Source organism: Streptomyces sp. NPDC000983 (assembly GCF_040299205.1).
Taxonomy (GTDB): Bacteria; Actinomycetota; Actinomycetes; order Streptomycetales; family Streptomycetaceae; genus Streptomyces.
The window spans coordinates 106972-132851 of record NZ_JBEPBM010000013.1; the positions used below are offsets into that span (position 1 = coordinate 106972).

Below are 25880 nucleotides of genomic sequence, written 5' to 3' on the forward strand. Positions count from 1 at the left end.
CCTTTCTTTCCGATACATCAGTATGTCCGCGAAATCATCTTTTTCGCGTCCGTCCGATGGAGAGGGGTTCCCGCATGACCGGCACACCGGTCCCGTCCCACGGCTTCAGTGCCGTCCGGGGGCGCGGCTACCGTCCCGAGCAGGTCGACGCCTACGCCGCCGCGCTCTGCCGGGACCGGGACGACGCCTGGGAGCGCGCCGCCCGGCTGACCGTGCTCGCCAAGGAGATGGAGGGCGAGGCGGAACGGCTGCGGGAGACCGTGGCCCGGCTCGCGCCGCAGACCTACGACACCCTCCCCGAGCGCGCCCGGCAGATCCTCCGGCTCGGGCTGGAGGAGGCCGCCGCCCTGCGGGAGGGCGCCGAAGACGAGGCCCGGCGGCTCACCGAGGCGGCGCGGGAGTACGCGGACGGCGTGCGCGGCGCGGCCCTGACCCGGGCCGGCGCCGTACGCGCCGAGGTCGAGGAGCGGGCCCGTGAGGTGCTGCTCGCCGCGCGGGCCGAGGCGGACGAGACCCGGATCGTGGCCCGGCGCGAGGTCAAGGAGGGCCGCGCGGAGGCGCTGGGCGCGCTGCGCGAGGCCCGTCGGCGCACCGAGGGCGTGCTCGCCCGGCAGGCCGGGGAGCACGCGGAACGCTCGGCCGCCTTCGAACGGGAGGCCGAGGAGCGGGCGGTGGCGGCCGAGGCGCGGAACGTGGAGCGCCTCGCCCGCGCGGAGGCGGCGCTGTCCGACGCGGAGCGGGTGCTCGCCGAGACCCGGGCCGTGGTGCCGCCGTACCTGGAGGAGGCGCGGGAGCGGGCGGCCGAGCTGCTCGCCGGGGCGCGGGTGCGCGAGGAGCGGATCGCCCGGGAGACCGAGCGCGTGCTGCGCGAGCACGGGGAGCTGTGGGACGACGTACGCGCCCATATGGACCATGTGCGCGACAGCCTCACCACCCTGACCGGGCGGGCGGCGGCGGAGTAGCGCAGCGGCCGAGAGGGGTGCCCGGGACCCGGGCACCCCTCGTCGGAACCGGCATCACTGGAAGGTGATGTCCGAGGTGCTGTAGCGGCAGTACGTGCCGTCCGGGCCGCTGCCCAGGGACGTCGGCTCGGCGCCGGAGCTGTTGCCCTTGAAGCGCTCGCAGATCTTGAGGTCGTCGTCCCCCACGACGGTGACGCGCGAGAGGGTCGCGGTGTCGCCGTAGTTGGAGTTGATGCCCACCAGGGTCTTGCCGGGCGCGGTCACCTTCACGTTGCTGATGACGACGTGCCGCTGGTACTGGGTGGAGCAGTTGCCGCAGGAGCGGACCAGCTTGCCGAAGTCCTCCACCTGGAAGTCGCGGACGGTGAGGGTGCCGGCGCCGTTGAACTGCAGGACCTTGTCGTCCGCCTTGCGGGCGCCGCCGCCGTCCACCAGGTACGTGGCGGAGGTGGACTTGCCCTTGAAGGTGGCGGCGTCCTCGCCGACGTCCTCCCACCACACGTTCTGCAGCGTGCAGCTGCCCGAGCAGTGGACGCCGTCGGCTGCCGGGGAGCCGAGGACGACGTTCTTCAGCACGGCGCCGTCGGCCAGCTTGAACAGCGGGCCCTGGCTCTCGGACTGGCCGTCGCTGCCGAGCTCGCCGGAGCCGGAGAAGCGCTTGAGGGCGCCGTCGAAGGTGCCGGAGACCTCGATCGTCTCGGACACCGACTGGTTGCCGGTGGCGGTGGGCCAGGCGCCGAGGCCGGTGCCGCCGGTGGCGGTCGCCGTGGGGGTGGCGGTGGCGGTGGGCGTCTTCGTCGCCGTAGCGGTGGCCGTGGGCGTCGGCGTCTTCGTAGCGGTGGCGGTCGCGGTGGGGGAGGGCACCGTGGTGCCCTGCGCCACCAGCGTCCAGCTCTTGCTGCTCGCCTTGTCGCAGGAGTTCTGCTGCACCAGCGCCGACTTGGCGTTCAGGCACTTGTCGCTGTTGGCGTTCACCAGGTGGTGGGCCTCGCCGACCGCGTCGAGCCGCCACACCTGGGCCGCGCCGCCGTCACAGGTCTGCTGCTGCACGGCCTTGCCGGCCGAGGTGGACGCGCCCTTCACCGTGGCGCACAGCCCGGCCGCGTCCTTGACGGTGAATCCGCCGTCCGCCTCGGCCAGTTGCCACACCTGGCCGGCCGCACCGTCGGCGCAGGCGGCGGTGGCCAGCTGGGTGCCGGAGGCCGGCAGGCTCAGACAGGTGCTGTCGGCCGCGTTGACCAGCCGGTAGGCGCCGGCGCCGGGGCCCGACGCGGAGGCCGTCATCAGCATGCCGCCGGTGACGGCGCCCGCGCCCAGTGCGGTGACCAGGCCGCCGATCAGCACCGCCCGGCGGTGGGACTTCCTGTGCCGCGGCCGGTGCCCGCGGTCGGTTGCTCTCTCGCTCACGTCGTCGCTCTCGCTTCGGAGGTTCGGGGGCGGAAGGCCATCGGCACTTCCGCCCCCTTGTCGCCGCAGGTGGCGCGAGAGGTTGCCGGGGTTCGGGAGAACTTTCGGCGGGGTCAGCCCTTGCGGCGCAGTGCCCCCGCCAGGATCCATCCCTCCACGGCCTCGTACTGCCGCCGCTGCTCCTCCGCCCTGCGGTGCCCCGACGCCACCGTCCCCAGCCAGCCGAACAGGAAGCCCGCCGGTACGGAGACCAGCGCGGTCGTCGTGAACGGGTACCAGTTGAAGTCGGCCTCGGGGAAGGCGGAGTAGGGGGAGCCGGAGACCAGGTTGGTGCCCGGCATCAGCAGCAGCACCACCAGCGTTCCGCCGATCAGCGTGGCCAGCAGGCCGGCGCGGGTGTAGCGGCGCCAGAAGAGGCTGAGGACCAGGGCCGGCGCGATGGCGGAGGCGCCGATGCAGAACGACAGCGTGACCAGCGGCTGGAGGCTCCGGTGCTGCACCAGCGTGGCCAGCAGGATCGCCGGCACGCCCACCGCGACTGCGGACAGCCGCGCCACCGTCATCTCGCGCCGCCCCGACAGCTCCCTGAACCGGGTGGCGAACACGTCGTGGGCGAGGGAGTTGGCGCAGGCGAGGATCATCCCCGCGACGGAGGCGAGCACGGTGAGGAAGATCGCCGTGGTGACCGCGGTGAACAGGAAGGTCTCCGCGGTGGACACCTCCGGCCCGAACGCGGCCTGCGAGCCGAGGAGATAGGCGGTGTTGCCCTGCGGGTCGGCCCCGGCGATCACCGCGCGCCCGATCAGCGCGGTCGCCCCGAACCCGACCACCGTGATGACCAGCACGAACAGCACGACCGTGGAGACCGCCCAGGACATCGAGCGGCGCACCTGACGGGCGCTGGAGGCGGTGTACATCCGCATGGTGATGTGCGGCAGACAGGCACCGCCGAGGACGACCGCGAGATGCGAGCTGACCATGTCCAGGCCCGGCATCGGTCCGCCCGAGAACTGCAGCCCCGGGTTGAGGAAGGCGGAGCCCACCCCGCTCCGCTCGGCGGCCGCGTCGAACAGCGCCGCCGGGTTCCAGTCGAACCTGCTCAGCACCAGGACGGCGACCACCGCGCCGGAGCCCAGCAGCATCACCATCTTCAGGATCTGGATGAGGGCGGTGCCCTTCATGCCGCCGATCGCCGCGTAGCTGATCATCAGGGCGCCGAGGCCGATGATGCACCCGGTCTTCAGCGAGTCGCCGGAGAAGCCGAGCAGGAACGCCATCAGCTGTCCGGTGCCGGCCAGTTGGACCAGCATCAGCGGCAGCAGGGCGGCGATGGTCACCGCGCAGGCCGCGATCCGCACGCCGCGGCCGGGCATCCGGCGGGCCAGCGCGTCGCCCATGGTGAACCGGCCCGCGTTGCGCAGGGGTTCGGCCAGCAGGAACATCAGCAGCATCAGCGACAGCGCGGTGCTGAGGGCGAGGACGATGCCGTCGTAGCCGTACAGGGCGATGACGCCGCTGGTGCCGAGCACGGTCGCGGCGGAGATGTAGTCACCGCCGATGGCCAGGCCGTTGCGCATCGCGGACAGGGAGCCGTAGCCGGTGTAGAACTCGTCGAGGTCGTCCCGGTCGGGGCCGGTCATCACGCACAGCAGCAGGGTGATGGTGACGACGGCGGAGAAGGCGACCAGCGACATCGTCTGGGTGTCGCCGCTGAACTGGCTGGTCATCGGTGCGAGGCCCCCTCGCGACGGGCGTCCACCTCGGCCTGCTTGCGGATGCGCTCGGCGAGCGGGTCCACACGGCGGCGCGCGGTGTGCTCGTAGACGGCGATCGCGAGCCAGGTGACGGGGAGCTGGATCAGGGCGAGCAGCAGTCCGGTGGGCAGGCCGTCGGTGACCTCGCCGGCCATCACGGACGGCGCGGCCGCCGACAGCACGAGGAACAGCACGAAGTAGCCCAGCGCGGTGAGCGTGGCGGTGCGGCGCTGCCAGCGGTAGGCGCTGCGCAGGATCCGCAGGTCGCTGTGGTGCCCGAGGGGAGGGTGGCGCGGGGGACGGTAGGGCGGCGGTTCGGCGGGCGCGGGCGGCTGCCAGGGGTAGGTGGCGTACGGCTGCACTTGCGGCGGCCGGTGGGGGTACGGCGGATACGGGTCGAAGGACATCCCGTGCTCCTTGCGTGGCGGCTCGGGTCCGGTAGGGACCGCAGGGAGGTGGGGGGCGGTCGAGCGAGGACGCACGTTACTTGTTGGTAGCCCCCTGCGCGAGGGTTTCGGCAAACTGATCGGTCGGTATGCGCTTACTTCCGCCCCGACCGGTCTGACCTCGGGTGTTACCGCCGTTAACTCCGACTTTTCGAGAGCGCCCGCTACGAGGTGATCGGGTGCCGGCCGCTACAGCGCACGGCGATAGGAGACGCCCGGCCGGCCGTCGACCTCCGGCTCGCCGGTGCGGGTGAAACCGTTGCGTTCCAGGACCGTGCGCGAGGCGGGGTTGTCCTGGGTGGTGACCGCGGTGAGGACCCGGAGCCCGTACGTCCGCGCCGACAGCCGGCACATCTGTCCGACCGCCGCCGTCGCCACGCCCCGGCCCGCCGCGCTCCGCGCGATGCGGTAGCCGAGTTCGGCACCGCCGTTCTCCGCGTCCATCAGGTTCATCCGCCCCACCAGCCGGCCCTCGTCGTCGAGCAGCACATGGAAGTGGCAGATGCCGAGTTCCTGCTCGGTCAGCAGGGCCCGGAGCCGGGCCGCGAAGACGGCGGGCCGGAAGAAGTCGTCGCCGCGGTCGGGGATCGTCCGGGCGAAGTAGGCCCGGTTCTCCCGCTCGAAGACCAGCAGGGCCTCCGCGTGCTCCTGCCGCAGCCGTTCCGGCCTCACCATGGCCACCAGGGTAGGGACCGCTCAGTCGGCGAGCACCGGAAATTTCCGCGGCGCGACGAGGAGCAGCACCAGGACCGCCAGCGCCGCCGCGCCCGCCGCTCCCAGGTACACCGCGTGCACCGCCTCCGCGATGGCCCGCCGGGTCGCCTCCGCCCCCGAGCCGGAGCCCAGGGCGCGGGTCACCGAGTCCAGGTCGCCCGCCCCGCCGACGCGCGCCGCGAGCACCCCGTTGGCGACCGCGCCGAACACCGCCGCGCCCAGCGTCTGCCCGGTCTGCCGGCAGAACAGCACCGACGCCGTCGTCGTACCCCGCTCCGACCAGCCCACCGTCGACTGCACCCCCACGATCAGCGGCAGCTGGAACAGCCCGAGGGCGCCGCCGAGCAGCAGCATCAGCAGCGCCGGCTGCCAGGCGTCACCGGGGTACGGCAGGAAGGGGAAGGCGAACAGGCACAGCGCCGCCCCCGCCATGCCGAGCACCGCCGTGTCCCGGAAGCCGATCCTGCGGTACACGTGCTGGCTCAGCGCCGCCGACACCGGCCAGCTCAGCGTCCACACCGACAGCACGAACCCGGCCGCCACCGGCCCGAGCCCCAGCACCGACTGCGCGTAGGTGGGCAGGAACACCGTGGGCGCGACCATCAGCAGACCCAGCGCGCCGAGCGCGAGGTTCACCGCGGCGATCGTCCGGCGGCGCCACACCCAGCCCGGGATGATCGGCTCCGCCGCCCGCCGCTCCACCAGCACCACCACCCCCACCAGGGCAACTCCCGTACCCAGCAGGGCGATCGACGGCGCCGACAGCCAGGGCCAGGCCACCCCGCCCTGCACCAGCGCGGTGAGCAGCACCCCGCCGCAGGCGAACACCGCGACGGCGCCCGCCCAGTCGATCCGCGGCCGGGCGGCCGGCAACTCCCGCTGCGGCTCGTGCAGATGGCGCACGATCAGCCACAACGCCACCGCCCCGACCGGCAGGTTGACCAGGAAGATCCACCGCCAGTCCGCGTACGCCGCCAGCACCCCGCCCACCCCCGGCCCCGCCACCGCGGACACCGCCCACACCGTGGACAGCCGGGCCTGGATCCGGGGCCGCTCCTCGAGCGGGTACAGATCTGCGGCCAGCGTCTGCACCGTGCCCTGGAGCGCGCCGCCGCCGAGCCCCTGCACGATCCGGAAGGCGATCAGCGCGCCCATGTTCCAGGCGAGCGCGCACAGCAGCGAGCCGAGCAGGAACAGGGCCGCGCCCGCCACCAGCACCGGCTTGCGCCCGAAGGTGTCGGAGAGCTTGCCGTAGACGGGCAGGGTGACGGTGACCGCGAGCAGATAGCCGGAGAACAGCCAGGAGAAGTAGGAGAAGCCGCCGAGGTCGCCCACGATCTGGGGCACGGCGGTGGAGACGATCGTCGAGTCGAGCGCGGCCAGCGCCATCGACAGCATCAGGGCGGCCACCACCGCGCCCCGCCGCTCGGGCCCCTCGCGCCGGGTGCCCTCGCGCACCGCCGGTCTGGTGTCGCCGCCCACGGGATTTCCTTTCCCCCTGCACCTATCTGCCGGGACCAGCTTCCCACTTGACCCTCATGCGGCGGGAGGGATGAGGCTGGGGTGGGCCCGGGGGAGGAGGCGACCCCGACGACAGGTCCGCCCAAGGGCTTACAGCCCCTAGGGGTTCCTCCGTACCAGGGCCCGGGGCGGGTTCGTCCCGGCGGAGGACGAGACGGCCCCCCTGCCTTCCTTAACCTGGCTTTACGCCGCTGGGGGGCGGCTGACCGGTCCTACGGGGGTGGGGTTTTCCCCCGCAGGAAGACGGCACTTGGCACCAGCGCGCCCGGCCCCCGCGACGACCAGACTTCTCACGTACCGCTTCGCACCACCGCTTGGCACGTACCGCTTCGCACCACCGCTTCGCACCACCGCTTCGCACGTACCGCCCGCACGACCATCTTGCTGACCGACATAGGAGACTTGCCATGACATCGGCCGTGACCATTCCCAAGCACGGGGACACTGGAGGGCGTACGGCCGTTGCCGCCCGGGCGCGTCAGGTCGTCAAGGCGTACGGGTCGGGGGAGACCCGCGTCGTCGCCCTGGACCAGGTGGACGTGGACATCGCACGGGGGCAGTTCACCGCGATCATGGGCCCCTCGGGGTCCGGCAAGTCCACGCTGATGCACTGCCTGGCCGGCCTCGACACCGTGACCAGCGGGCAGATCTACCTGGACGACACCGAGATCACCGGCCTGAAGGACAAGAAGCTCACCCGGCTGCGCCGCGACCGGATCGGCTTCATCTTCCAGGCGTTCAACCTGCTGCCGACGCTGAACGCGATCGAGAACATCACGCTCCCCATGGACATCGCGGGCCGCAAGCCCGACCGGGAGTGGCTGGCCCGGGTGGTGGAGACCGTCGGACTCTCCTCCCGCCTCAAGCACCGCCCCACCCAGCTCTCCGGCGGCCAGCAGCAGCGCGTCGCGGTGGCCCGGGCGCTGGCCGCCCGGCCCGAGATCATCTTCGGTGACGAACCGACCGGAAACCTCGACTCGCGGGCCGGCGCCGAGGTCCTCGGCTTCCTGCGCCGCTCGGTCGACGAGCTGGGCCAGACCATCGTGATGGTCACCCACGACCCGGTGGCCGCCTCCTACGCGGACCGGGTGCTGTACCTCGCCGACGGCCGGATCGTCGACGAGATGTTCAAGCCGACCGCCGAGGCCGTCCTGGACCGCATGAAGGACTTCGACGCCCGGGGGCGCACGTCATGACCGTCATGAAGACCTCGATGCGCAACTTCTTCGCGCACAAGGGGCGCATGGCCCTCTCGGCCGTCGCCGTGCTGCTCTCGGTCGCCTTCGTCTGCGGCACCCTGGTGTTCACCGACACCATGAACACCACCTTCGACAAGCTCTTCGCCGCCACCTCCTCCGATGTGACGGTCAGCTCGAAGGACGCCTCCGACACCGGTGAGACCACCAACGACACCGGCAAGCCGCCGGTCATGCCGGCCTCCGTGGTGGAGAAGGTGCGCGGCGCCGAGGGCGTGAAGTCGGCGGAGGGCACCGTCTTCTCCACCTCCGTCACCGTCGTCGACGGTGACAAGGACAGCCTCTCGCCGACCAGCGGAGCCCCGACCATCGTCGGCAGCTGGAACGCCAACGAGGCCCGCACCATGAAGATCACCTCCGGTACGGCGCCCAAGGGCTCCGACCAGGTGATGGTCGACTCGGACACCGTCGACAAGCACGACCTGAAGCTCGGCGACGAGATCGGCGTGATCACCGCCGTCGGCACCCACACCGCGCGGATCTCCGCCATCGCCGACTTCCAGGTCACCAACCCCGGCGCGGCCCTCTTCTACCTGGACACCGCGACCGCCCAGCAGACCCTGATCGGCGAGCCGGACGTCTACACCAACGTCAACGTCACCGCGGCGGCCGGCGTCAGCGACGCGCAACTGAAGAAGAACGTGCTCGCCGCGACCGGCGGCGACTACAAGGTGCAGACGGCCAAGGAGACCGCCGACGCCAACCAGAAGGACGTCGCGAGCTTCATGAACGTCATGAAGTACGCGATGCTCGGCTTCGCCGGGATCGCCTTCCTCGTCGGCATCTTCCTGATCATCAACACCTTCTCCATGCTGGTCGCCCAGCGCACCCGGGAGATCGGCCTGATGCGGGCCATCGGCTCCAGCCGCAAGCAGGTCAACCGGTCGGTGCTGGTGGAGGCGCTGCTGCTGGGCGTGTTCGGCTCGGTCCTCGGCGTCGGCGCGGGCGTCGGACTCGCCATCGGCCTGATGAAGCTCATGGGCTCCATGGGCATGGAACTGTCCACCTCCGACCTGACGATCGCCTGGACGACCCCGGTGGTCGGCCTGGTCCTCGGCGTGGTCGTCACCGTCCTCGCCGCCTATCTGCCGGCCCGCCGCGCCGGCAAGGTCTCTCCCATGGCGGCCCTGCGGGACGCGGGCGCCCCGGCGGACGCCAGGGCCGGCGTGGTGCGGGCCGTGCTCGGCACCCTGCTCACCGCGGGCGGCGCCTACGGCCTCTACCTGGCCACCGCGGCTGACGAGGCCAAGCAGGGCTCGCTCTGGCTCGGCCTCGGCATCGTCCTCTCCCTGATCGGCTTCGTCGTCATCGGCCCCCTGCTGGCCGGCGGTGTGGTGCGCGTCCTGGGCGCCGCGATCCTGCGGGTCTTCGGCCCCGTGGGCCGCATGGCCGAGCGCAACGCGCTGCGCAACCCGCGTCGCACGGGGGCCACCGGCGCCGCCCTGATGATCGGCCTGGCACTGGTCGCCTGTCTGTCGGTCGTCGGCTCCTCGATGGTCGCCTCGGCCACCGACCAGCTCGACAAGACCGTCGGCACCGACTTCATCATCCAGTCCGACAGCGGCCAGCTCGTCACCCCGCAGGCCGTCGAGGCGGTCAGGGCCACGCCGGGCCTCGACCACGTCACCCAGTACAAGATCGCCGAGGCGGACTACACCACGCCCGACGGCAAGACGCTCAAGAACACCGACATCACCGCGGCCGACGCGTCCTACGCCCAGGACCTGCGCACCAAGACGGTGGCGGGCAACCTCGCCGACGCCTACAAGCCGGACTCGATGTCCGTCCACGAGACCTTCGCCAAGGACCACGGCATCAAGCTCGGCTCGAAGATCGAGGTCGCCTTCAAGGGCGGCGAGACGGCCGAGCTGACGGTCCGCGCGATCACCAGCAGTGACGTCGTCATCGACGCGGGCTCGAAGTACACCTCGATCGCCACCCTCGCCAAGTACCTGCCGGCCGACCGGATGCCGCTCGACCAGCTGGTCTTCGCCTCGGCGAAGGACGGGCAGCAGGACGCCGCGTACAAGTCCCTGAAGTCGGCGCTGCACGACTACCCGCAGTACACCGTGCGCGACCAGACCGACTACAAGGAGGCGCTGAAGGACCAGATCGGGCAGCTCCTCAACATGATCTACGGCCTGCTGGCCCTCGCGATCATCGTGGCGATCCTCGGTGTGGTGAACACCCTCGCCCTGTCGGTGGTCGAGCGGACCCGGGAGATCGGCCTGATGCGGGCCATCGGCCTCTCCCGCCGCCAGCTGCGCCGCATGATCCGCCTGGAGTCCGTGGTCATCGCCCTCTTCGGCGCCCTGCTCGGCCTCGGCCTCGGCATGGGCTGGGGCGCGGCGGCCCAGCAACTGCTCGCCCTGGAGGGCCTGAAGGTCCTGGAGATCCCCTGGGTCACCATCGGCGGAGTCTTCGTCGGCTCGGCCTTCGTGGGCCTGCTGGCAGCACTGATCCCGGCGTTCCGAGCGGGCAGGATGAACGTCCTGAACGCCATCGCCACGGAGTAGCCACCGCAGACGGGGGTTGCGGGGGACCGGTGCGGGGAGGCCTTGGGGGGCCTCCCCGCACCGGGTGCGTTTCAGCCCGTCCGGCGTTTGAGGACGAGGCCCTTTCGGGGCCGAACGGGGGTCCGGGGGCGGCAGCCCCCGGGGTCGGGACGGGAAGGGGCGGCGGGGGCGAACCCCACCCGGCCCCCACCCCGCGCGGACGAGACGGCGGCCGGGCCGCACCCCGTAGGCGCCCACACCACCCCGCCCCGACGTACGCTGGACACACCCCCGGCCCGCGACGCGCGTCGGGCCGTTCGCGTTGCCCACCCCCGGACGAAAGCCGCCCCGAATGACCCTGCACGGTCTGCTCGACGCCGTAGTCAAGGACACCGCCCTCGCGGAAGCGATCACCGCGGCCACCGACGGCAACCGCATGCACGTCGACCTCGTCGGCCCCCCGGCGGCCCGCCCCTTCGCCGTCGCCGCCCTGGCCCGCGAGGCCGCCCGCCCCGTACTGGCGGTGACGGCCACCGGCCGGGAGGCCGAGGACCTGGCGGCCGCCCTGCGCTCCCTCCTCCCCCCGGAGGGCGTCGTGGAGTACCCCTCCTGGGAGACCCTCCCGCACGAGCGCCTCAGCCCCCGCAGCGACACCGTCGGCCGCCGCCTCGCGGTCCTGCGCCGCCTGTCCCACCCCCGCCCCGACGACCCCGAGACCGGCCCGGTCTCCGTCGTCGTGGCCCCGGTCCGCTCCGTCCTCCAGCCCCAGGTCAAGGGCCTCGGCGACCTGGAGCCGGTCGCCCTGCGCACCGGCGGCACCGCCGACCTCAACGCAACCGTGGCGGCCCTCGCCGCCGCCGCGTACTCCCGTGTCGAACTGGTCGAGAAGCGCGGCGAGTTCGCCGTACGCGGCGGCATCCTCGACGTGTTCCCGCCCACCGAGGAACACCCCCTGCGCATCGAGTTCTGGGGCGACGACATCGAGGAGATCCGCTACTTCAAGGTCGCCGACCAGCGCTCCCTGGAGATCGCCGAGCACGGACTGTGGGCGCCGCCCTGCCGCGAACTGCTGCTCACCGACGACGTCCGGGCCCGCGCCCGCGCCCTCGCCGAACAGCACCCCGAACTCGGCGAACTGCTCGGCAAGATCGCCGAGGGGATCGCGGTGGAGGGCATGGAGTCCCTCGCGCCGGTCCTCGTCGACGACATGGAACTGCTGATCGACGTCCTGCCCAAGGGCGCCATGGCCCTGGTGTGCGACCCGGAGCGGGTCCGCACCCGCGCCGCCGACCTCGTCGCCACCAGCCAGGAGTTCCTCCAGGCGTCCTGGGCGGCGACCGCGGGCGGCGGCGAGGCCCCCATCGACGTGGGCGCCGCCTCCCTGTGGTCCATCGCGGACGTCCGGGACCGCGCCCGCGAACTGGACATGATGTGGTGGTCGGTGTCCCCGTTCGCCGCGGACGACGCCCTCGAAGAGGCCGACACCCTCAAGCTCGGCATGCACGCGCCCGAGACCTACCGCGGCGACACCGCCAGGGCGCTCGCCGACACCAAGGGCTGGCTCGCCGACGGCTGGCGCGCCGTCTACGTCACCGAGGGCCACGGCCCCGCCGCCCGCACCGTCGAGGTCCTCGGCGGCGAGGGCATCGCCGCCCGCCTCGACGCCGACCTGACCACCCTCGACCCGTCCGTGGTCCACGTGGCCTGCGGCTCCATCGACCACGGCTTCGTCGACCCGGCGCTCCGGCTCGCCGTCCTCACCGAGACCGACCTCTCCGGCCAGAAGGCGGCCGGCAAGGACGGCGCCCGGATGCCCGCCCGCCGCCGCAAGACCATCGACCCGCTCACCCTCGAGGCGGGCGACTACATCGTCCACGAGCAGCACGGCGTCGGCCGCTACATCGAGATGGTCCAGCGCACCGTGCAGGGTGCCACCCGCGAGTACCTCGTCGTGGAGTACGCCCCCGCCAAGCGCGGCCAGCCCGGCGACCGCCTCTACATCCCCACCGACCAGCTGGAGCAGATCACCAAGTACGTCGGCGGCGAGGCCCCCACCCTGCACCGCCTCGGCGGCGCCGACTGGACGAAGACCAAGGCCCGCGCGAAGAAGGCCGTCAAGGAGATCGCCGCCGACCTGATCAAGCTGTACAGCGCCCGGATGGCCGCCCCCGGCCACCCCTTCGGCCCCGACACCCCCTGGCAGCGCGAACTGGAGGACGCCTTCCCCTACGCGGAGACGCCCGACCAGCTCACCACCATCGCCGAGGTCAAGGAGGACATGGAGAAGACGGTCCCGATGGACCGCCTGATCTGCGGCGACGTCGGCTACGGCAAGACCGAGATCGCGGTCCGGGCCGCCTTCAAGGCCGTCCAGGACGGCAAGCAGGTGGCGGTGCTGGTGCCGACCACGCTGCTGGTGCAGCAGCACTTCGGGACGTTCTCCGAGCGCTACTCCCAGTTCCCGGTCAACGTCCGCGCACTCAGCCGCTTCCAGACCGACACCGAGGCCAAGGCGGTCCTGGAGGGGCTCAAGGAGGGCGCGGTCGACGTCGTCATCGGCACCCACCGGCTGTTCTCCTCGGAGACCAAGTTCAAGGACCTCGGCCTGGTCATCGTCGACGAGGAGCAGCGCTTCGGCGTCGAGCACAAGGAGCAGCTGAAGAAGCTCCGCGCCAACGTCGACGTCCTGACCATGTCCGCGACCCCGATCCCGCGCACCCTGGAGATGGCGGTCACCGGCATCCGCGAGATGTCCACGATCACCACCCCGCCGGAGGAACGGCACCCGGTGCTGACCTTCGTCGGCCCCTACGAGGAGAAGCAGATCGGCGCGGCCATCCGCCGTGAACTCCTGCGCGAGGGCCAGGTCTTCTACATCCACAACCGGGTCGAGTCGATCGACCGGGCGGCCGCCCGGCTCCGCGAGATCGTCCCCGAGGCGCGGATCGCCACCGCCCACGGCCAGATGTCGGAGTCGGCGCTGGAGCAGGTCGTCGTCGACTTCTGGGAGAAGAAGTTCGACGTCCTCGTCTCCACGACGATCGTCGAGTCGGGCATCGACATCTCCAACGCCAACACCCTCATCGTGGAGCGCGGCGACAACTTCGGCCTCTCCCAGCTGCACCAGCTGCGCGGCCGGGTCGGCCGCGGCCGCGAGCGCGGCTACGCCTACTTCCTGTACCCGCCGGAGAAGCCGCTGACCGAGACCGCCCACGAGCGCCTGGCGACCATCGCCCAGCACACGGAGATGGGCGCGGGCATGTACGTGGCGATGAAGGACCTGGAGATCCGCGGCGCCGGCAACCTCCTGGGCGGCGAGCAGTCCGGCCACATCGCGGGCGTCGGCTTCGACCTCTACGTCCGTATGGTCGGCGAGGCCGTGGCCGACTACCGCGCCTCCCTCGAAGGGGGCGTGGAGGAGGAGCCGCCGCTGGAGGTCAAGATCGAGCTCCCCGTCGACGCGCACGTCCCGCACGACTACGCCCCCGGCGAGCGGCTGCGCCTCCAGGCGTACCGCGCCATCGCCTCCGCCAACACGGAGGAGGACATCAAGGCCGTACGCGAGGAACTCGTCGACCGCTACGGCAAGTTGCCCGAGCCGGTGGAGAACCTCCTGCTGGTGGCGGGGCTGCGGATGCTCGCCCGTGCCTGCGGGGTCGGCGAGGTCGTCCTCCAGGGCGCCAACATCCGCTTCGCGCCGGTGGAGTTGAGGGAGTCGCAGGAGCTGCGCCTGAAGCGGCTGTACCCCGGCACGGTGATCAAGCCCGCCGCGCACCAGGTGCTGGTGCCGCGCCCGAAGACCGCGAAGGTGGGCGGCAAGCCGCTGGTCGGGCGTGAACTGCTCGGCTGGGTGGGGGAGTTCCTGACCTCGGTGCTGGGCTCGTAGCGGCACGGCTCAGGTCCGGACCCGTAGCCGGCGCCGAGGTCGGGGGGCGGGCGCCGGTTCGGGTTCGGGACGTGCGAAGCCGTCCGCGGGTGGTGGGTCTCGCGGACGGCCTCGGTTCCCAGAACGGTCCGGGGCGGGCTACGGCTGTTCAGGCCGGTCGCGGTCCATGCCGAGCGCGCCCTCAGCCTTCTGCTGTGCGCCGTCGACCTGGCCCTCGTACTTGTTGCCCGTCCTCTCGTTGACCTTCTTCTCCGCGGTGTCGGACATGTCCTTGGCCTTGTCCTGCATTCCGCGGTGGCCCTTGAACCTGTCGAGGATGCCCATCCAGAGCTCCTTCCGAAGGCGACTCAGCACCGACGATACGCCCGCGATATGACGAATGCGCGTTTTCGGCCCATATGGTGTGGACCTCTTGGCCGCTACGGTGGAGGCGCATACCGGAACACAGGGGAGGGGCGCGTCGTGATGCGTCTGAGGGGCGGGACGGCGGTCGGCGCCGCATTGCTCGGTACGGCACTCGTTCTCACGGGCTGCGACGACATCGGGGACCTGCCGCTGGACGACGCCGCCTCCGCCTCGGGCTCCGGCGACGGCCGGGCCGTCAGCCCGCTGGACAACCCCGACGGCACCCGCCCCGGCCTCGCGGCGATCACCTCCGACGCCGACCGCGCCGAGGCACGGGAGCTGATCGAGAAGACCCGGACCAAGGGCCGCGGACCGAAGACCGGCTACGACCGCGACGCGTTCGGCTACGCCTGGCTGGACACCGCCGACGGAGTCCCGCTGGCGCGGAACGGCTGCGACACCCGGAACGACCTGCTCAAACTCCACGGGCGCAACGTCGAGTTCCGTTCCGGCTCCGACTGCGTGGTCGTCTCCATGGACCTCTACGACCCGTACACCGGCAAGGACATCGCCTGGAAGAAGGCGAAGGCCACCGCGGTCCAGATAGACCACGTCATGCCGCTCTCCTACGACTGGCAGATGGGTGCCTCGCGCTGGACCGAGGCCAAGCGCAAGGACATCGCCAACGACCCGCTGAACCTGATGCCGGTCGACGGTCCGACCAACAGCTCCAAGGGCGACTCGGGTCCCGCCTCCTGGCTCCCCCCGGACAAGCGGATCCGCTGCTCGTACGTGGTCCGCTTCGCGCAGGTCTCGCAGAAGTACGACCTGCCGGTCACGACCGCGGACAAGCGGATGATGCTCCAGCAGTGCGGCGGCTGACGCCGGCCGGAGCACTCCGGGGGGTCCGGGGTTCGGGGTCCGGGCGCTGTGGCCTTCGGCTGTCGGGCCCTCTGCTGTCGGGCCCTCTGCTGTTGGGCCTTCGGCTCAGGCGCCGAGTTCGTCCAGGTCGAGGATGTCACCGGTCGGCTTGTCCGCGGCGACGGGCTCGTCGTAGTTGCTGAAGGTGAGCGAACCGGGGTCCGCGGCCGACTTGCTGACCATCCGCAGCACGTACGGCTCGCCCTCGGTGGCCACGTACAGCGTGTGGTCGTCCTCGCCGTCCTTCTCGTGCAGGGCGATCGCGGGCGTGCCGTCGATGGTGGAGGTCTCGCCGCGGGTCGCGTCGGACTTGCCGTCGGTGTCGTCGCCGAGGATGGCGTCCAGGTCGCAGAAGGAGGTGAGTTCCTCGGCGCCCTCGCCCGTCGCGGACATCTTGGTCCACTGCCCGGCCAGCAGCGCCACCGCGGCGTCGACCTCCTCCTTCGGCTCACCCTCGCTCTGGGCGCGCAGGAAGTCCTCGTCGTACTTCATGTAGACGGTGTCGCCGTTCTTGATCAGATCGGCCCGGCCCTCGCCGCCCATGCTCATGTGGCCGGCGCAGTCGCCCTTGCGGTCCATGGCCATGTTCAGGCTGATCGTGCCCCCGGACTCCTCGTCGCGGATGTCGCCCTCGATACGGAAGGAGTCGGCGCCGGAGGTGGCCTTGACCGCCCGCTCGGCGATCTCCCCGCCGCTCAGCCCGGCGAACGCCTCCTTCGGCGTGTCCTTCTCCTTCTGCCCGGCGGACGTGCCGGTGCTGGTCCTGTCCTTGCCCTCGTTCGTGGCCTTGTCGCCCTGGCAGCCGGTGACGGCGAGGGAGGCGACGGCGGTCAGACAGAGAGCGGCGAGTGCGGTGCGACGCATGGGAACACCTCGGTGATGACGGAGCGCGCGGGGCGCTGTTGGTGGGTGGCGCGGGCGGAGCGGGGCGTGGCGGCGCGGTGCCGCGCCCCGCTCGGCGGCGCGTGGATGGGGTGGTGCGAGCGGTGCGGTGGTGCGAGCGGTGCGGCGGGCTCGGGCGGGGCCCCGGGTCAGGCGGACTTCTTCCAGTCCTGGCAGCCGGAGGTCTTGAAGTAGGCGTCCGAGGCGCTGATGGTGACGACGGCGGTGCCGGTCACGTTGTTGTTCGCGATGATCGAGTCGATCGAGTGGTCGGCGTTCTTGGAACGCTCCCAGTAGCAGGCGTCGTCGGCGTTGCCGTTGGACTTGTAGGTGCCGGGGGCGATGTCGACGCCGACTCTGAGCATTCCGGCGTCGCCGGACATCTTCGAGGCCGGGGTGCCCTTCGCCTTCTCGTCGACGGCCTCCCAGTCGTTGCAGTCGCTGGAGGAGAAGAGCTTGTCGGTGGCCTTCACGGTGACGTAACCGGTGCCGGTCACGTTGTCGTTGGCCAGCAGAGAGTCCAACTCGCCGGACGAGTCCTTGGCCCGCTCCCAGTAGCACATGCCGTCGGTGTTGCCGGTCGTGCGGTAGGTGCCGGGCTTGACGTCCGAACCGACCTCGAAGTCACCGTCCCCCTCGAACGCGACCTTCTTCTCGGCGACTTCCTCCGCGTCCGACTTCTTGCCCTTGCCGCTGTCGCTGCTGCCGCCGGCGCGGTCCGCGGAGGCCGAAGAGCCCTTGTCGCCGGAGCCGCCGCTGCTGTCACCGGCGTTCGCCGAGACGGCACCGATGACGACGATCCCCACGACGGCGCCGAGCGCGACCTTGCTCTTCATACCCATGACTGTGTCCCCTCCCTGAGCGGCGACCGCCTCTCCCTGGCGGTCGCTCGTTCGATGGGTCAATAAGAACAGAGCCTGTGAACCGAGTCAACATGGTTCACACGAAAGAGCGCGTACACGGCCGTGAATGCTTGGGTCGCCCGTACGTCGGTATGCTCGTCGCCACAGAGCGGATGCAGGTGACATCGGGCGGGGCGAGGGGAGCCGACGGTGCAGGACAACGCGACAGAGGTGACCGCCGCCGGGATCGCCCGGCTGGCCGGCGTGGGCCGTGCCGCCGTGAGCAACTGGCGGCGCCGTCACGCGGACTTCCCCAAGCCCGTGGGCGGCACCGAGACCAGCCCGTCCTTCGCGCTCGCCGAGGTGGAGGCGTGGCTGCGCGGCCAGGGGAAACTCGCCGAGGTGCCGTTGCGTGAGCGGGTCTGGCAGCAGCTCGCGGGACATCCCGAGGGGCCGGTCGCCGCGCTCACCCGGGCCGGATGCGTCCTGCTGCTCATCCACGACCGGCCGACGCTGTGGCTGGAGGTGGCGGGGGGTTCCGACGAGCGGCTCGCGGCGATGCTGCCCGGAGCGCTGGAGCAGGTACTGGTGCAGCGGTTCGGGGTGGCGTCGACGCGGAAGAGGCCGGCTGCTGTGAACTCGGCCGGGGCTGTGAACTCACCCGGGGGCGTGAACTCACCGAGTGGTGTGAACCCGCGTGACGCTGTGAACCTGCGTGACGCCGTGAACTCGGCCGGGAGTGTGAACTCACCCCGATCTGTGAACCCATCGGCCGCTGTGAACACCGGCGACGGCGCGGAACCGGCCGGGGCTGTGAACAGCCCGCAATCGCCGATCAGCTCGCAACCGGCGAACAGCCCTCACGCCGTGAACAGCGCATACCCCGCGAACACCCCCCACCCCGTTCACACCCCCGCCGTGTATCTCCCCACCGGCCCCGAACTCCTCGCCTCCGCCCCGCTCCTGCGCGGCGCCGCCGAACTCGCCGCCGAACTGGGCGGGGCCCGCCAGGCCTTCGAGTTCCTGCTCGGCCGCCACCTCGACGCCAACCCGCGCCAGTACACGCTCACCCCCGCCGAACTCGCCGCCCTCATGGCCGACCTGGCCGGCCCGGCCCGTACCGTCCTCGACCCGGCCTGCGGCACCGGCGCCCTCCTGCGCGCCGTCACCCCCCGCCCCGACCAGGAGCTGTACGCCCAGGACGCCGCCCCCGAACCGGCCGCCCTCACCGCGCTCCGGCTCGCCCTGCGCACCCGCGCCACCGTGCGCTCCGCCGTCGGCGACACCCTGCGCGCGGACGCGTACCCGCACCTGCGCGCCGACGCCGTCCTGTGCCACCCGCCGTTCAACGAGCGCAACTGGGGCCACGACGAACTCGCCTACGACGCGCGCTGGGAGTACGGCTTCCCGGCGCGCACCGAGTCCGAGCTGGCCTGGGTGCAGCACGCGCTGGCCCGGCTGCGGGACGGCGGTACCGCGGTGCTGCTGATGCCGCCCGCCGCCGCCTCCCGCCGCTCCGGCCGCCGGATCCGCGCCGACCTGCTGCGGCGCGGCGCGCTGCGTGCCGTCGTAGCGCTGCCGGTCGGCGCGGCACCGCCGTACAACATCCCGCTGCACCTGTGGGTGCTGCGCAGGCCCGACCAGTCGCCCGCGCGGCCCGAGGTGCTGCTCGCGGACGCGGGGCGGTTCGCCACGGAAGGACGCGGCGGACCCGACTGGCGGGCTGTACGGGACGCCGTGCTCGACGCCTGGCAGCTCTTCGACCGGACCGGCACCCTCGACGAACGGCCCGGCCTCGCCCGCGCGCTGCCCGTCATCGACCTCCTCGACGACGACGTGGACCTCGCCCCCGCCCGCCACCTGCCGCCTCCCGCGGCCGCCGACGGGGCCGAGGCGCTCACCGCGGTGCGCGAGCGCCTCGGCGCGACCCTGGGACGGGCCGCCGAGCTCACCCCGCCGCCCGCCGAGGGCGCCGGGGCCGTGCGCTGGCCGCTGACCACCGTCGGCGAACTCGCGCGCGGGGGCGCGCTGGTGATGCGCACCGGCGGAAACGGCGGCCACGCGCGCGTGCCGGTGCTCACCGACACCGACGTCCTCGCCGGCACGGCCCCCTCGGGGACGCTGCCCGAGAGCGACGAGGAGGCCGTGCTGACCGAACCGGGCGACGTGGTCGTGCCGGTGCTCGGCGGGGGCTCCATGGCGCGGGTGATCGACGACGCCACCGCGGGTGCCGCCCTCGGGCGCAGCCTCGTACTGCTGCGCCCCGACCGCGCGTCCCTCGACGCGTGGTTCCTCGCCGGCTTCCTGCGCGGGACCGCCAACAACCGCCGGGCCAGCAGTTACGCCTCCACCGCCACCCGCCTGGACGTGCGCCGGCTCCAGCTGCCGCGGCTGCCGCTCGACGAACAGCGGCGCTACGGCGCGCGCTTCAGGGCGCTCGACGAGTTCGAGCGGGCCCTGCGGCACGCGAACCGGCTCGGGGACCAGCTGGTGCGGGGGATGTACGACGGACTGACCGACGGGACGGTCGCCCCGGACTGAGCCGCGGGCCGACGGGAAGTGATCAGGTCGACAACGGTTCGGTACAACCCGGGACCGGTTGTCCTCGTCGGCCTATACGCTCGAACTCTGTCGTTCGTCCGTCCGTCCCCAACGGCCAACCGGTCCAGGAGCAGTCATGTACGGCCATGGTGCGGCGCCGCCCTCTCGCAGCGCGGCAACCGTCATCTCCCTGCGCGTGCTGTTCGCGGCCTGCGGCTTCCTGTCCTGCGGGATTCTCGCCTGCGTGCCGCTGTTCCGGGTGGCCTTCCTGCGCGGGCGGTGGTCGGACTGGCTGCTGGCCTGGGTGAGCCTGCCGGTCTCCATCACCTGCTTCGCGGTGGTCGGCTCGGTGCCGGAGTCCGACCCGAGGTCGGACGTGGCGCTGGGCGCCGTCCTGCTGCTCGGCGCGTTCAGCGCGGTGTACTTCCTGGTGATGGACATCCGCTTCCACAAGCGGACGCTCCCGGCGTACGGCGGTTACGCGCACCCGGGGGCCACCACGGTCCACGGCCACGGCTCCCCCGGGTACGGCTACCCGCAGCCCCGGCCGCCGTACACGACGGCCCCGGTCCAGCAGCCGCCGCTCGGCGGGCAGCCGGCCGCGCCGCTGCCGCACCAGCCGGCGTCCCACCCGCCGAGGCCGCAGGACGCGACACCGTCCGGCTCCGGCTCCGTGCCCCCGCCGCCGCAGCGGCCCGCGCCCGCGCGCATCGACCAGGTGCGCGCCGAGCTCGACGAACTCAGCGACTACCTGCGCAACCACGACGGCCGCAACGGTGAGCACGAGGGCGGAAGGTGACCGTGACGACGGGGCGTGTCGTCGCCGGCCGCTACGAACTGTCCACGCTCATCGGCCAGGGCGGCATGGGCCAGGTCTGGACCGCCTACGACCAGCGGCTCGACCGGCGTGTCGCGGTGAAGCTGCTGCGCCCGGACAAGGTGGCCGGGCAGGAGGCGGACGAGCTGCGCCGCCGCTTCCTGCGCGAGTGCCGGGTGACCGCGCAGGTCGACCACCCCGGTCTGGTCACCGTGCACGACGCGGGCACCGAGGGCGAGGAGCTGTTCCTCGTCATGCAGTACGTCGACGGCGCGGACCTCTCCGACCACCTCGCCGAGCACGACCCGTACCCCTGGCAGTGGGCGGTCGCGGTCGCCGCGCAACTGTGCGCCGTACTGAGCGCCGTGCACGCCGTGCCGATCGTCCACCGCGACCTCAAGCCGCGGAACGTGATGGTGAAGCAGGACGGCACGGTCACCGTCCTCGACCTCGGCGTCGCCTCCGTCATGGATGCCGACACCACCCGCCTCACCCACACCGGCACCCCCATCGGCTCGCCCGCGTACATGGCGCCCGAGCAGGCCATGGGCGGCGCCGTCGGCCCGTACACCGACCTGTACGCGCTCGGGGTGCTGATGCACGAACTCCTCAGCGGCGACGTGCCGTTCTCCGGCTCCACGGCCCTCGGCGTGCTGCACCGGCACCTGTACGAGCCGCCGCTGCCCGTGCGGCGGATGCGCCCCGAGGTGCCCGAGGCGCTCGAAGCGCTCGTCCTGCGCCTGCTGGCCAAGGACCCCCAGCACCGCCCGGCCTCCGCCCAGGAGGTCTACGAGGATCTGGCCCGCCTGCTGCCCGCGCGCGGGATGCCCACCGGGGCGCCCCTGGACCCCACCCGCCCCTTCCTGCGCCCGCACGCGCCCTGGCCGGACCGCGCCCGTACGCCGGCGCCCCAGCCGACGCCCGCGCCTCCCACGGTGGAGCGGCCCGATGTCGCGCGCGCCGTCGACGAGGTCAAGCGCCTGCTCGGCGAGGGCCGGATCACCCAGGCCGTCGACCTGCTCGGCTCGATCCTCCCGGTCGCCGCCGAACAGCACGGCGAGCACTCGCCCGTCGTCCGCACCCTGCGCAAGCAGTACGCGGCCACGCTCATGGACGACGGCCAGTACCGGCGCGCGCTGCCCGTCCTGCGCGCCCTCGCCACCGAGCGCGCCGCCGAGGCCGGCCAGGCCGACCCCCAGTCCCTGCGCTTCCGCTACGACGCGGCGCAGTGCCTGGAGCAGCTCGGCGACCCGGCGGCGGCGCTCAACGAGTACCGGTCGCTGCTGCCGTACTACGAGAACCAGTACGTGTCCGGCGATCCCGAGCTGGCCCACGACGTCCGCCGGCGCATGGGCCATCTGCTGCTCGCCCTCGGCGACCGGGCCGCCGCCCACGACACCCTGGTACGCCTGCTGCACGACGTGGAGCGCCTGCACGGCCCCGCCCACCCGCTGGCCGCGGACATCCGGCGCACCCTCCAGTGGCTCGGCCAGGTCCGCGGCTAGCCCGCATCTCGGCGGCGGCAGAAGCGGCAGCGGCAGAGGCGACGGCAGAGTCCGTGGCAGCAGCCGCGGTGGCGGCAGTGGACGGACGTGCGGGGCGGCGCGAGCGCGCCGGTGCCCGAAGTCCCGGTGAATCGTTGGTCGAATGGGTTGGCCAGAGCCTGACCACTGCCTAACATCGATCACCGCAAGACTTTGTGCACCGCCGCACAATCTCCTCGGGAGGTTTCCTTGCACCGCCGCCGTCGCACCGCGCTCCTCCTCTCCGCCGCCATCGCGGCGGCGCCTGTCCTGACCGCCTGCGGAAACGACGCGCATCCCGGCGCGGCCGCCGTCGTCGGAGACCAGCGGATCACCGTCTCCCAGCTGGAGAACCGGGTGAACGAGGTGCGCGAGGCGCAGCGCGCCGCCGTGCCGGACGAGACGCAGTACGCCCAGGCCGTGGCCCAGAGCGGCAGCCTCACCCGCGACACCCTGCACGGCATGGTCCTGGACCGGGTGCTGCACCAGGCGGCCCAGGACGCGGGCGTGACGGTGAGCCGCAAGGAGATCCAGTCCATGCGCGGCGGACTGGAGCAGCAGGCCGGCGGCGCCAAGGCACTGGAGACGGTCTGGCTCCAGGAGTACGGCGTCCCCCCGCAGCGCCTGGAGGACAACCTCCGCCTCCAGCTGGAGGCCCAGAAGCTCGCCGCGAAGCTCGGCACGGACACCTCCCGGCCGGAGTTCTGGCAGGCGCTGTCCAACGCCTCCAAGAAGCTCGACGTCGACCTCAACCCGCGCTACGGCACCTGGGACGTCCAGAAGAGCAGCCGGGTGGACGCCGAGACACCGTGGGTGCGCGAGGTGACGGCGGCGGGGCAGCCGAAGACGGCGTAGCGGCTGTCCCGGACGGCCCGGCCGCCGTGTGCGGTCCTACGATCACACCCCGCACCCCGGCCTGTGGACAACTCGACGGGTCCGTCCGCGCCGTGCGTTAGCTTCGAGACGTGAACACCACCAGCCCCGAAGCCGCCCCGTCCGCCACCGGCCGGATCGTCCTGCTCACCACCAGCCACCGGGTGGCCCCCGGCCTGCTGTCCTGGCCCGCCTGGCAGGCCCTGCGCACCGCCGACAGCGTGCTGTGCGCGGACGGCACACACCCCCAGCTGCCGTATCTGCGCGAGGCGGGCATACGGGTGGCGGAGGCGGCCCCGACCGCCCAGGAGCTGGTCGACACCTGCGCCGGCGGCCGCACCGTCGTGGTCGTGGCGACCGGGGAGGGCGAACCGGCGCTCACCGACGGCCTCGCCCGCCTGGCCGGCTCGGGCCGCGTCGAGATGCCCGAGCTGGAGCTGCTCCCCGCCTCCTACGACCTGCCGGGCGCCCGGCTGCTCGACCTCGTCCAGGTCATGGACCGCATCCGCGTCGAGTGCCCGTGGTCCTCCCAGCAGACCCACAAGGGCCTGGCCAAGTACGGCATCGAGGAGGCCTACGAACTCGTCGAGGCGATCGAGGAGGGCGACCGGGACGAACTGCGCGAGGAGTTGGGGGACGTGCTCCTCCAGGTCGTCTTCCACGCCCGCATCGCCGAGGAGGACCCCGACGAGCCCTTCTCCGTCGACGACGTCGCGGGCACCATCGTCGCCAAGCTGATCCACCGCCACCCGCATGTCTTCGGGGAGGAGACGGCCACCACCCCCGAGGAGGTCAAGGAGCACTGGCTGCGCACCAAGGCGCAGGAGAAGCGCCGGGAGTCCGTCACCGACGGCGTCCCCCTCGGCCAGCCCGGGCTCGCCCTCGCGGCGAAGCTGGCGTCCCGCGTCAGAACCGCCGGCCTGGAGGTCCCCCTGCCGGTCACCGAGGGCATCGGCTACGACCTCCTCGCCCTGGCGGTCCGCGCCGAGGCGGAGGGCGTCGACCCGGAGGCGGCACTGCGCGCGGCGGGCCGCGCCTACCGGGACGCGGTGCGGGCTGCAGAGGGCCTGGGGGGTTAGCACGGTCGCCCCGGAGCCGGCCCGGAGCTGTCCTCCGCGCGAGCCAATGCACTCGCCCTCGACATGATGCTCGGCCGACACCCGGTCCTGACGGTGCACCCGGCTTCGACGGGTCACCCGGTCCTGACGGTGCACCCCGCCCCGACGGCGGACGCGAGCCCCGCCACCCCGCCCGATACCGTCAAGGAGTGACCGACCACCCCACCCCTGCACAGCCGCCCGCACAGCCGCACGCGCAGCCCTCCACCGGCGCCTCCGGGCCCGGGTCCGCCCCCGCTCCCGAGCTCTTCACCTGGGAGTTCGCCGCGGACCCGTACCCCGCCTACGCCTGGCTGCGCGAGCACGCGCCCGTGCACCGGACCACGCTGCCCAGCGGGGTGGAGGCATGGCTGGTCACCCGGTACGCCGACGCCAAGCAGGCCCTCGCCGACCAGCGGCTCAGCAAGAACCCCGAGCACCACGCCGAGCCGGCCCACGCCCGGGGCAGGACCGGTATCCCCGGTGAGCGCAAGGCGGAGCTGATGACGCATCTGCTCAACATCGACCCGCCGGACCACACCCGGCTGCGACGGCTCGTCAGCAAGGCGTTCACACCCCGCAGGGTCGCCGAGTTCGCCCCGCGGGTGCAGGAGCTGACCGACCGGCTCATCGACGGGTTCGCCGAGAGGGGCAGCGCCGACCTCATCCACGAGTTCGCCTTCCCGCTGCCCATCTACGCCATCTGCGACCTGCTCGGCGTCCCCCCGGAGGACCAGGACGACTTCCGGGACTGGGCCGGCATGATGATCCGCCACCAGGGCGGCCCCCGGGGCGGGGTGGCCCGGTCGGTGAAGAAGATGCGCGGCTACCTCGCCGAACTCATCCACCGCAAGCGCGCCGCCCTCCCCGCCGAGCCCGAGCCCGGCGAGGACCTGATCTCCGGTCTGATCCGCGCCTCCGACCACGGCGAGCACCTCACCGAGAACGAGGCCGCGGCGATGGCCTTCATCCTGCTCTTCGCTGGCTTCGAGACCACCGTCAACCTCATCGGCAACGGCACCTTCGCCCTGCTCACCCACCCCGAGCAGCGGGCCCGCCTCCAGCACTCCCTCGCCGCGGGGGAGAGCGGCCTGCTGGAGACCGGAGTGGAGGAACTCCTGCGCTACGACGGCCCCGTGGAGCTCGCCACCTGGCGCTTCGCCACCCGGCCCCTCACCATCGGCGGCCAGGACATCGCCGCCGGCGACCCGGTGCTCGTGGTCCTGGCCGCCGCGGACCGGGACCCGGCGCGGTTCACCGACCCCGACACCCTCGACCTCTCCCGCCGCGACAACCAGCACCTCGGTTACGGGCACGGCATCCACTACTGCCTGGGCGCCCCGCTGGCCCGGTTGGAGGGGCAGACCGCGCTGGCCACCCTCCTCACCCGGCTGCCCGACCTCCGGCTCGGCGCCGAACCCGCCGACCTGCGCTGGAGGGGCGGCCTCATCATGCGCGGACTGCGCACTCTGCCGGTCGAGTTCACACCCTGCGACCGACCCGTCGCGCTCCCGGTATAGGTGACGCACCGTCAACTCTGTGATCTTGACGTGATCTGTGCGGCATCGACTTGTGACAAGTGATCGTCTGCCTATACG

At 72.4% G+C, this 25880-nt stretch carries 19 protein-coding genes and 1 pseudogene; 11 read left to right on the forward strand and 9 right to left on the reverse strand.

Annotated features, from left to right (window positions below; all coding sequences use genetic code 11):
• Positions 1 to 74: 74 nt before the first annotated feature.
• A complete protein-coding gene (locus tag ABT296_RS17310; protein WP_351928038.1) occupies positions 75 to 962 on the forward strand; it encodes a coiled-coil domain-containing protein in 888 nt (295 codons plus the stop codon).
• A 54-nt stretch (positions 963 to 1016) separates the two neighbouring features.
• Here the strand turns inward: ABT296_RS17310 and ABT296_RS17315 are convergent, their stop codons facing one another.
• From ABT296_RS17315 to ABT296_RS17340, 6 genes and pseudogenes are all read right to left on the reverse strand, one after another.
• Entirely contained in the window at positions 1017 to 1826 is an 810-nt protein-coding gene (locus tag ABT296_RS17315; RefSeq protein WP_502977273.1) for a pectate lyase, read from the reverse strand.
• Positions 1827 to 1862: 36 nt separating this feature from the next.
• A pseudogene (locus ABT296_RS17320) lies at positions 1863 to 2519 on the reverse strand (RICIN domain-containing protein); the annotation flags it as partial.
• Positions 2483 to 4096 (reverse strand): sodium/solute symporter, encoded by a 1614-nt coding sequence (locus ABT296_RS17325; RefSeq protein ID WP_351928040.1) that lies wholly within the window; start codon positions 4094 to 4096, stop codon positions 2483 to 2485. The gene ABT296_RS17325 and the pseudogene ABT296_RS17320, both read right to left, overlap by 37 nt.
• On the reverse strand, positions 4093 to 4530 hold the full coding sequence (locus ABT296_RS17330; RefSeq protein ID WP_351928042.1) for a DUF485 domain-containing protein: 438 nt from the start codon (positions 4528 to 4530) through the stop codon (positions 4093 to 4095). The genes ABT296_RS17325 and ABT296_RS17330 overlap by 4 nt, the downstream gene beginning before the upstream one ends.
• Before the next feature lie 228 nt (positions 4531 to 4758).
• Positions 4759 to 5244, reverse strand: a complete 486-nt coding sequence (locus ABT296_RS17335) for a GNAT family N-acetyltransferase (protein ID WP_351928044.1) — start codon at positions 5242 to 5244, stop codon at positions 4759 to 4761.
• 21 nt (positions 5245 to 5265) lie between these two features.
• Positions 5266 to 6765: an MFS transporter gene (locus tag ABT296_RS17340; protein WP_351928046.1), complete on the reverse strand. Its 1500-nt coding sequence runs from the start codon at positions 6763 to 6765 to the stop codon at positions 5266 to 5268.
• A gap of 446 nt (positions 6766 to 7211) precedes the next feature.
• Here ABT296_RS17340 and ABT296_RS17345 point away from each other — a divergent pair, with 446 nt between their 5' ends.
• From ABT296_RS17345 to mfd, 3 genes are all read left to right on the forward strand, one after another.
• Positions 7212 to 8000 carry an ABC transporter ATP-binding protein gene (locus ABT296_RS17345; protein WP_351928048.1) on the forward strand — a complete coding sequence of 263 codons (789 nt, stop codon included), beginning with the start codon at positions 7212 to 7214 and terminating at the stop codon, positions 7998 to 8000.
• Positions 7997 to 10576 (forward strand): ABC transporter permease, encoded by a 2580-nt coding sequence (locus ABT296_RS17350; protein WP_351928050.1) that lies wholly within the window; start codon positions 7997 to 7999, stop codon positions 10574 to 10576. The genes ABT296_RS17345 and ABT296_RS17350 overlap by 4 nt, the downstream gene beginning before the upstream one ends.
• A gap of 331 nt (positions 10577 to 10907) precedes the next feature.
• The gene (gene mfd / locus ABT296_RS17355; protein WP_351928052.1) at positions 10908 to 14441 is read left to right on the forward strand and encodes a transcription-repair coupling factor; all 3534 of its coding nucleotides are present in this window, start codon (positions 10908 to 10910) and stop codon (positions 14439 to 14441) included.
• A 138-nt stretch (positions 14442 to 14579) separates the two neighbouring features.
• Here mfd and ABT296_RS17360 read toward each other — a convergent pair whose 3' ends face one another.
• Positions 14580 to 14765 (reverse strand): antitoxin, encoded by a 186-nt coding sequence (locus tag ABT296_RS17360; protein ID WP_351928054.1) that lies wholly within the window; start codon positions 14763 to 14765, stop codon positions 14580 to 14582.
• A gap of 141 nt (positions 14766 to 14906) precedes the next feature.
• On the opposite strand from ABT296_RS17360, the gene ABT296_RS17365 reads away from it, so the two are divergent.
• Entirely contained in the window at positions 14907 to 15668 is a 762-nt protein-coding gene (locus tag ABT296_RS17365; protein ID WP_351928219.1) for an HNH endonuclease family protein, read from the forward strand.
• Positions 15669 to 15773: 105 nt separating this feature from the next.
• Here ABT296_RS17365 and ABT296_RS17370 read toward each other — a convergent pair whose 3' ends face one another.
• Complete coding sequence (locus ABT296_RS17370; protein ID WP_351928056.1) at positions 15774 to 16571, reverse strand: hypothetical protein; 798 nt, start codon at positions 16569 to 16571, stop codon at positions 15774 to 15776.
• A 167-nt stretch (positions 16572 to 16738) separates the two neighbouring features.
• A complete protein-coding gene (locus tag ABT296_RS17375) occupies positions 16739 to 17431 on the reverse strand; it encodes an Rv1352/Rv1906c domain-containing protein (protein WP_351928058.1) in 693 nt (230 codons plus the stop codon).
• Positions 17432 to 17641: 210 nt separating this feature from the next.
• Here ABT296_RS17375 and ABT296_RS17380 point away from each other — a divergent pair, with 210 nt between their 5' ends.
• The 6 genes from ABT296_RS17380 (at position 17642) to ABT296_RS17405 (ending at position 25802) form a co-directional block, all read left to right on the forward strand.
• Positions 17642 to 19972, forward strand: coding sequence for an N-6 DNA methylase (locus ABT296_RS17380; protein WP_351928060.1), 2331 nt, complete (start codon positions 17642 to 17644; stop codon positions 19970 to 19972).
• 136 nt (positions 19973 to 20108) lie between these two features.
• Positions 20109 to 20771 (forward strand): hypothetical protein, encoded by a 663-nt coding sequence (locus ABT296_RS17385; protein ID WP_351928062.1) that lies wholly within the window; start codon positions 20109 to 20111, stop codon positions 20769 to 20771.
• Positions 20772 to 20809: 38 nt separating this feature from the next.
• Positions 20810 to 22294, forward strand: coding sequence for a serine/threonine-protein kinase (locus ABT296_RS17390; RefSeq protein ID WP_351928221.1), 1485 nt, complete (start codon positions 20810 to 20812; stop codon positions 22292 to 22294).
• A gap of 228 nt (positions 22295 to 22522) precedes the next feature.
• Entirely contained in the window at positions 22523 to 23167 is a 645-nt protein-coding gene (locus ABT296_RS17395) for a SurA N-terminal domain-containing protein (protein WP_351928064.1), read from the forward strand.
• Positions 23168 to 23277: 110 nt separating this feature from the next.
• Positions 23278 to 24264 carry a nucleoside triphosphate pyrophosphohydrolase gene (locus ABT296_RS17400; RefSeq protein WP_351928066.1) on the forward strand — a complete coding sequence of 329 codons (987 nt, stop codon included), beginning with the start codon at positions 23278 to 23280 and terminating at the stop codon, positions 24262 to 24264.
• A 188-nt stretch (positions 24265 to 24452) separates the two neighbouring features.
• Entirely contained in the window at positions 24453 to 25802 is a 1350-nt protein-coding gene (locus tag ABT296_RS17405; protein WP_351928068.1) for a cytochrome P450 family protein, read from the forward strand.
• Positions 25803 to 25880: the final 78 nt, after the last annotated feature.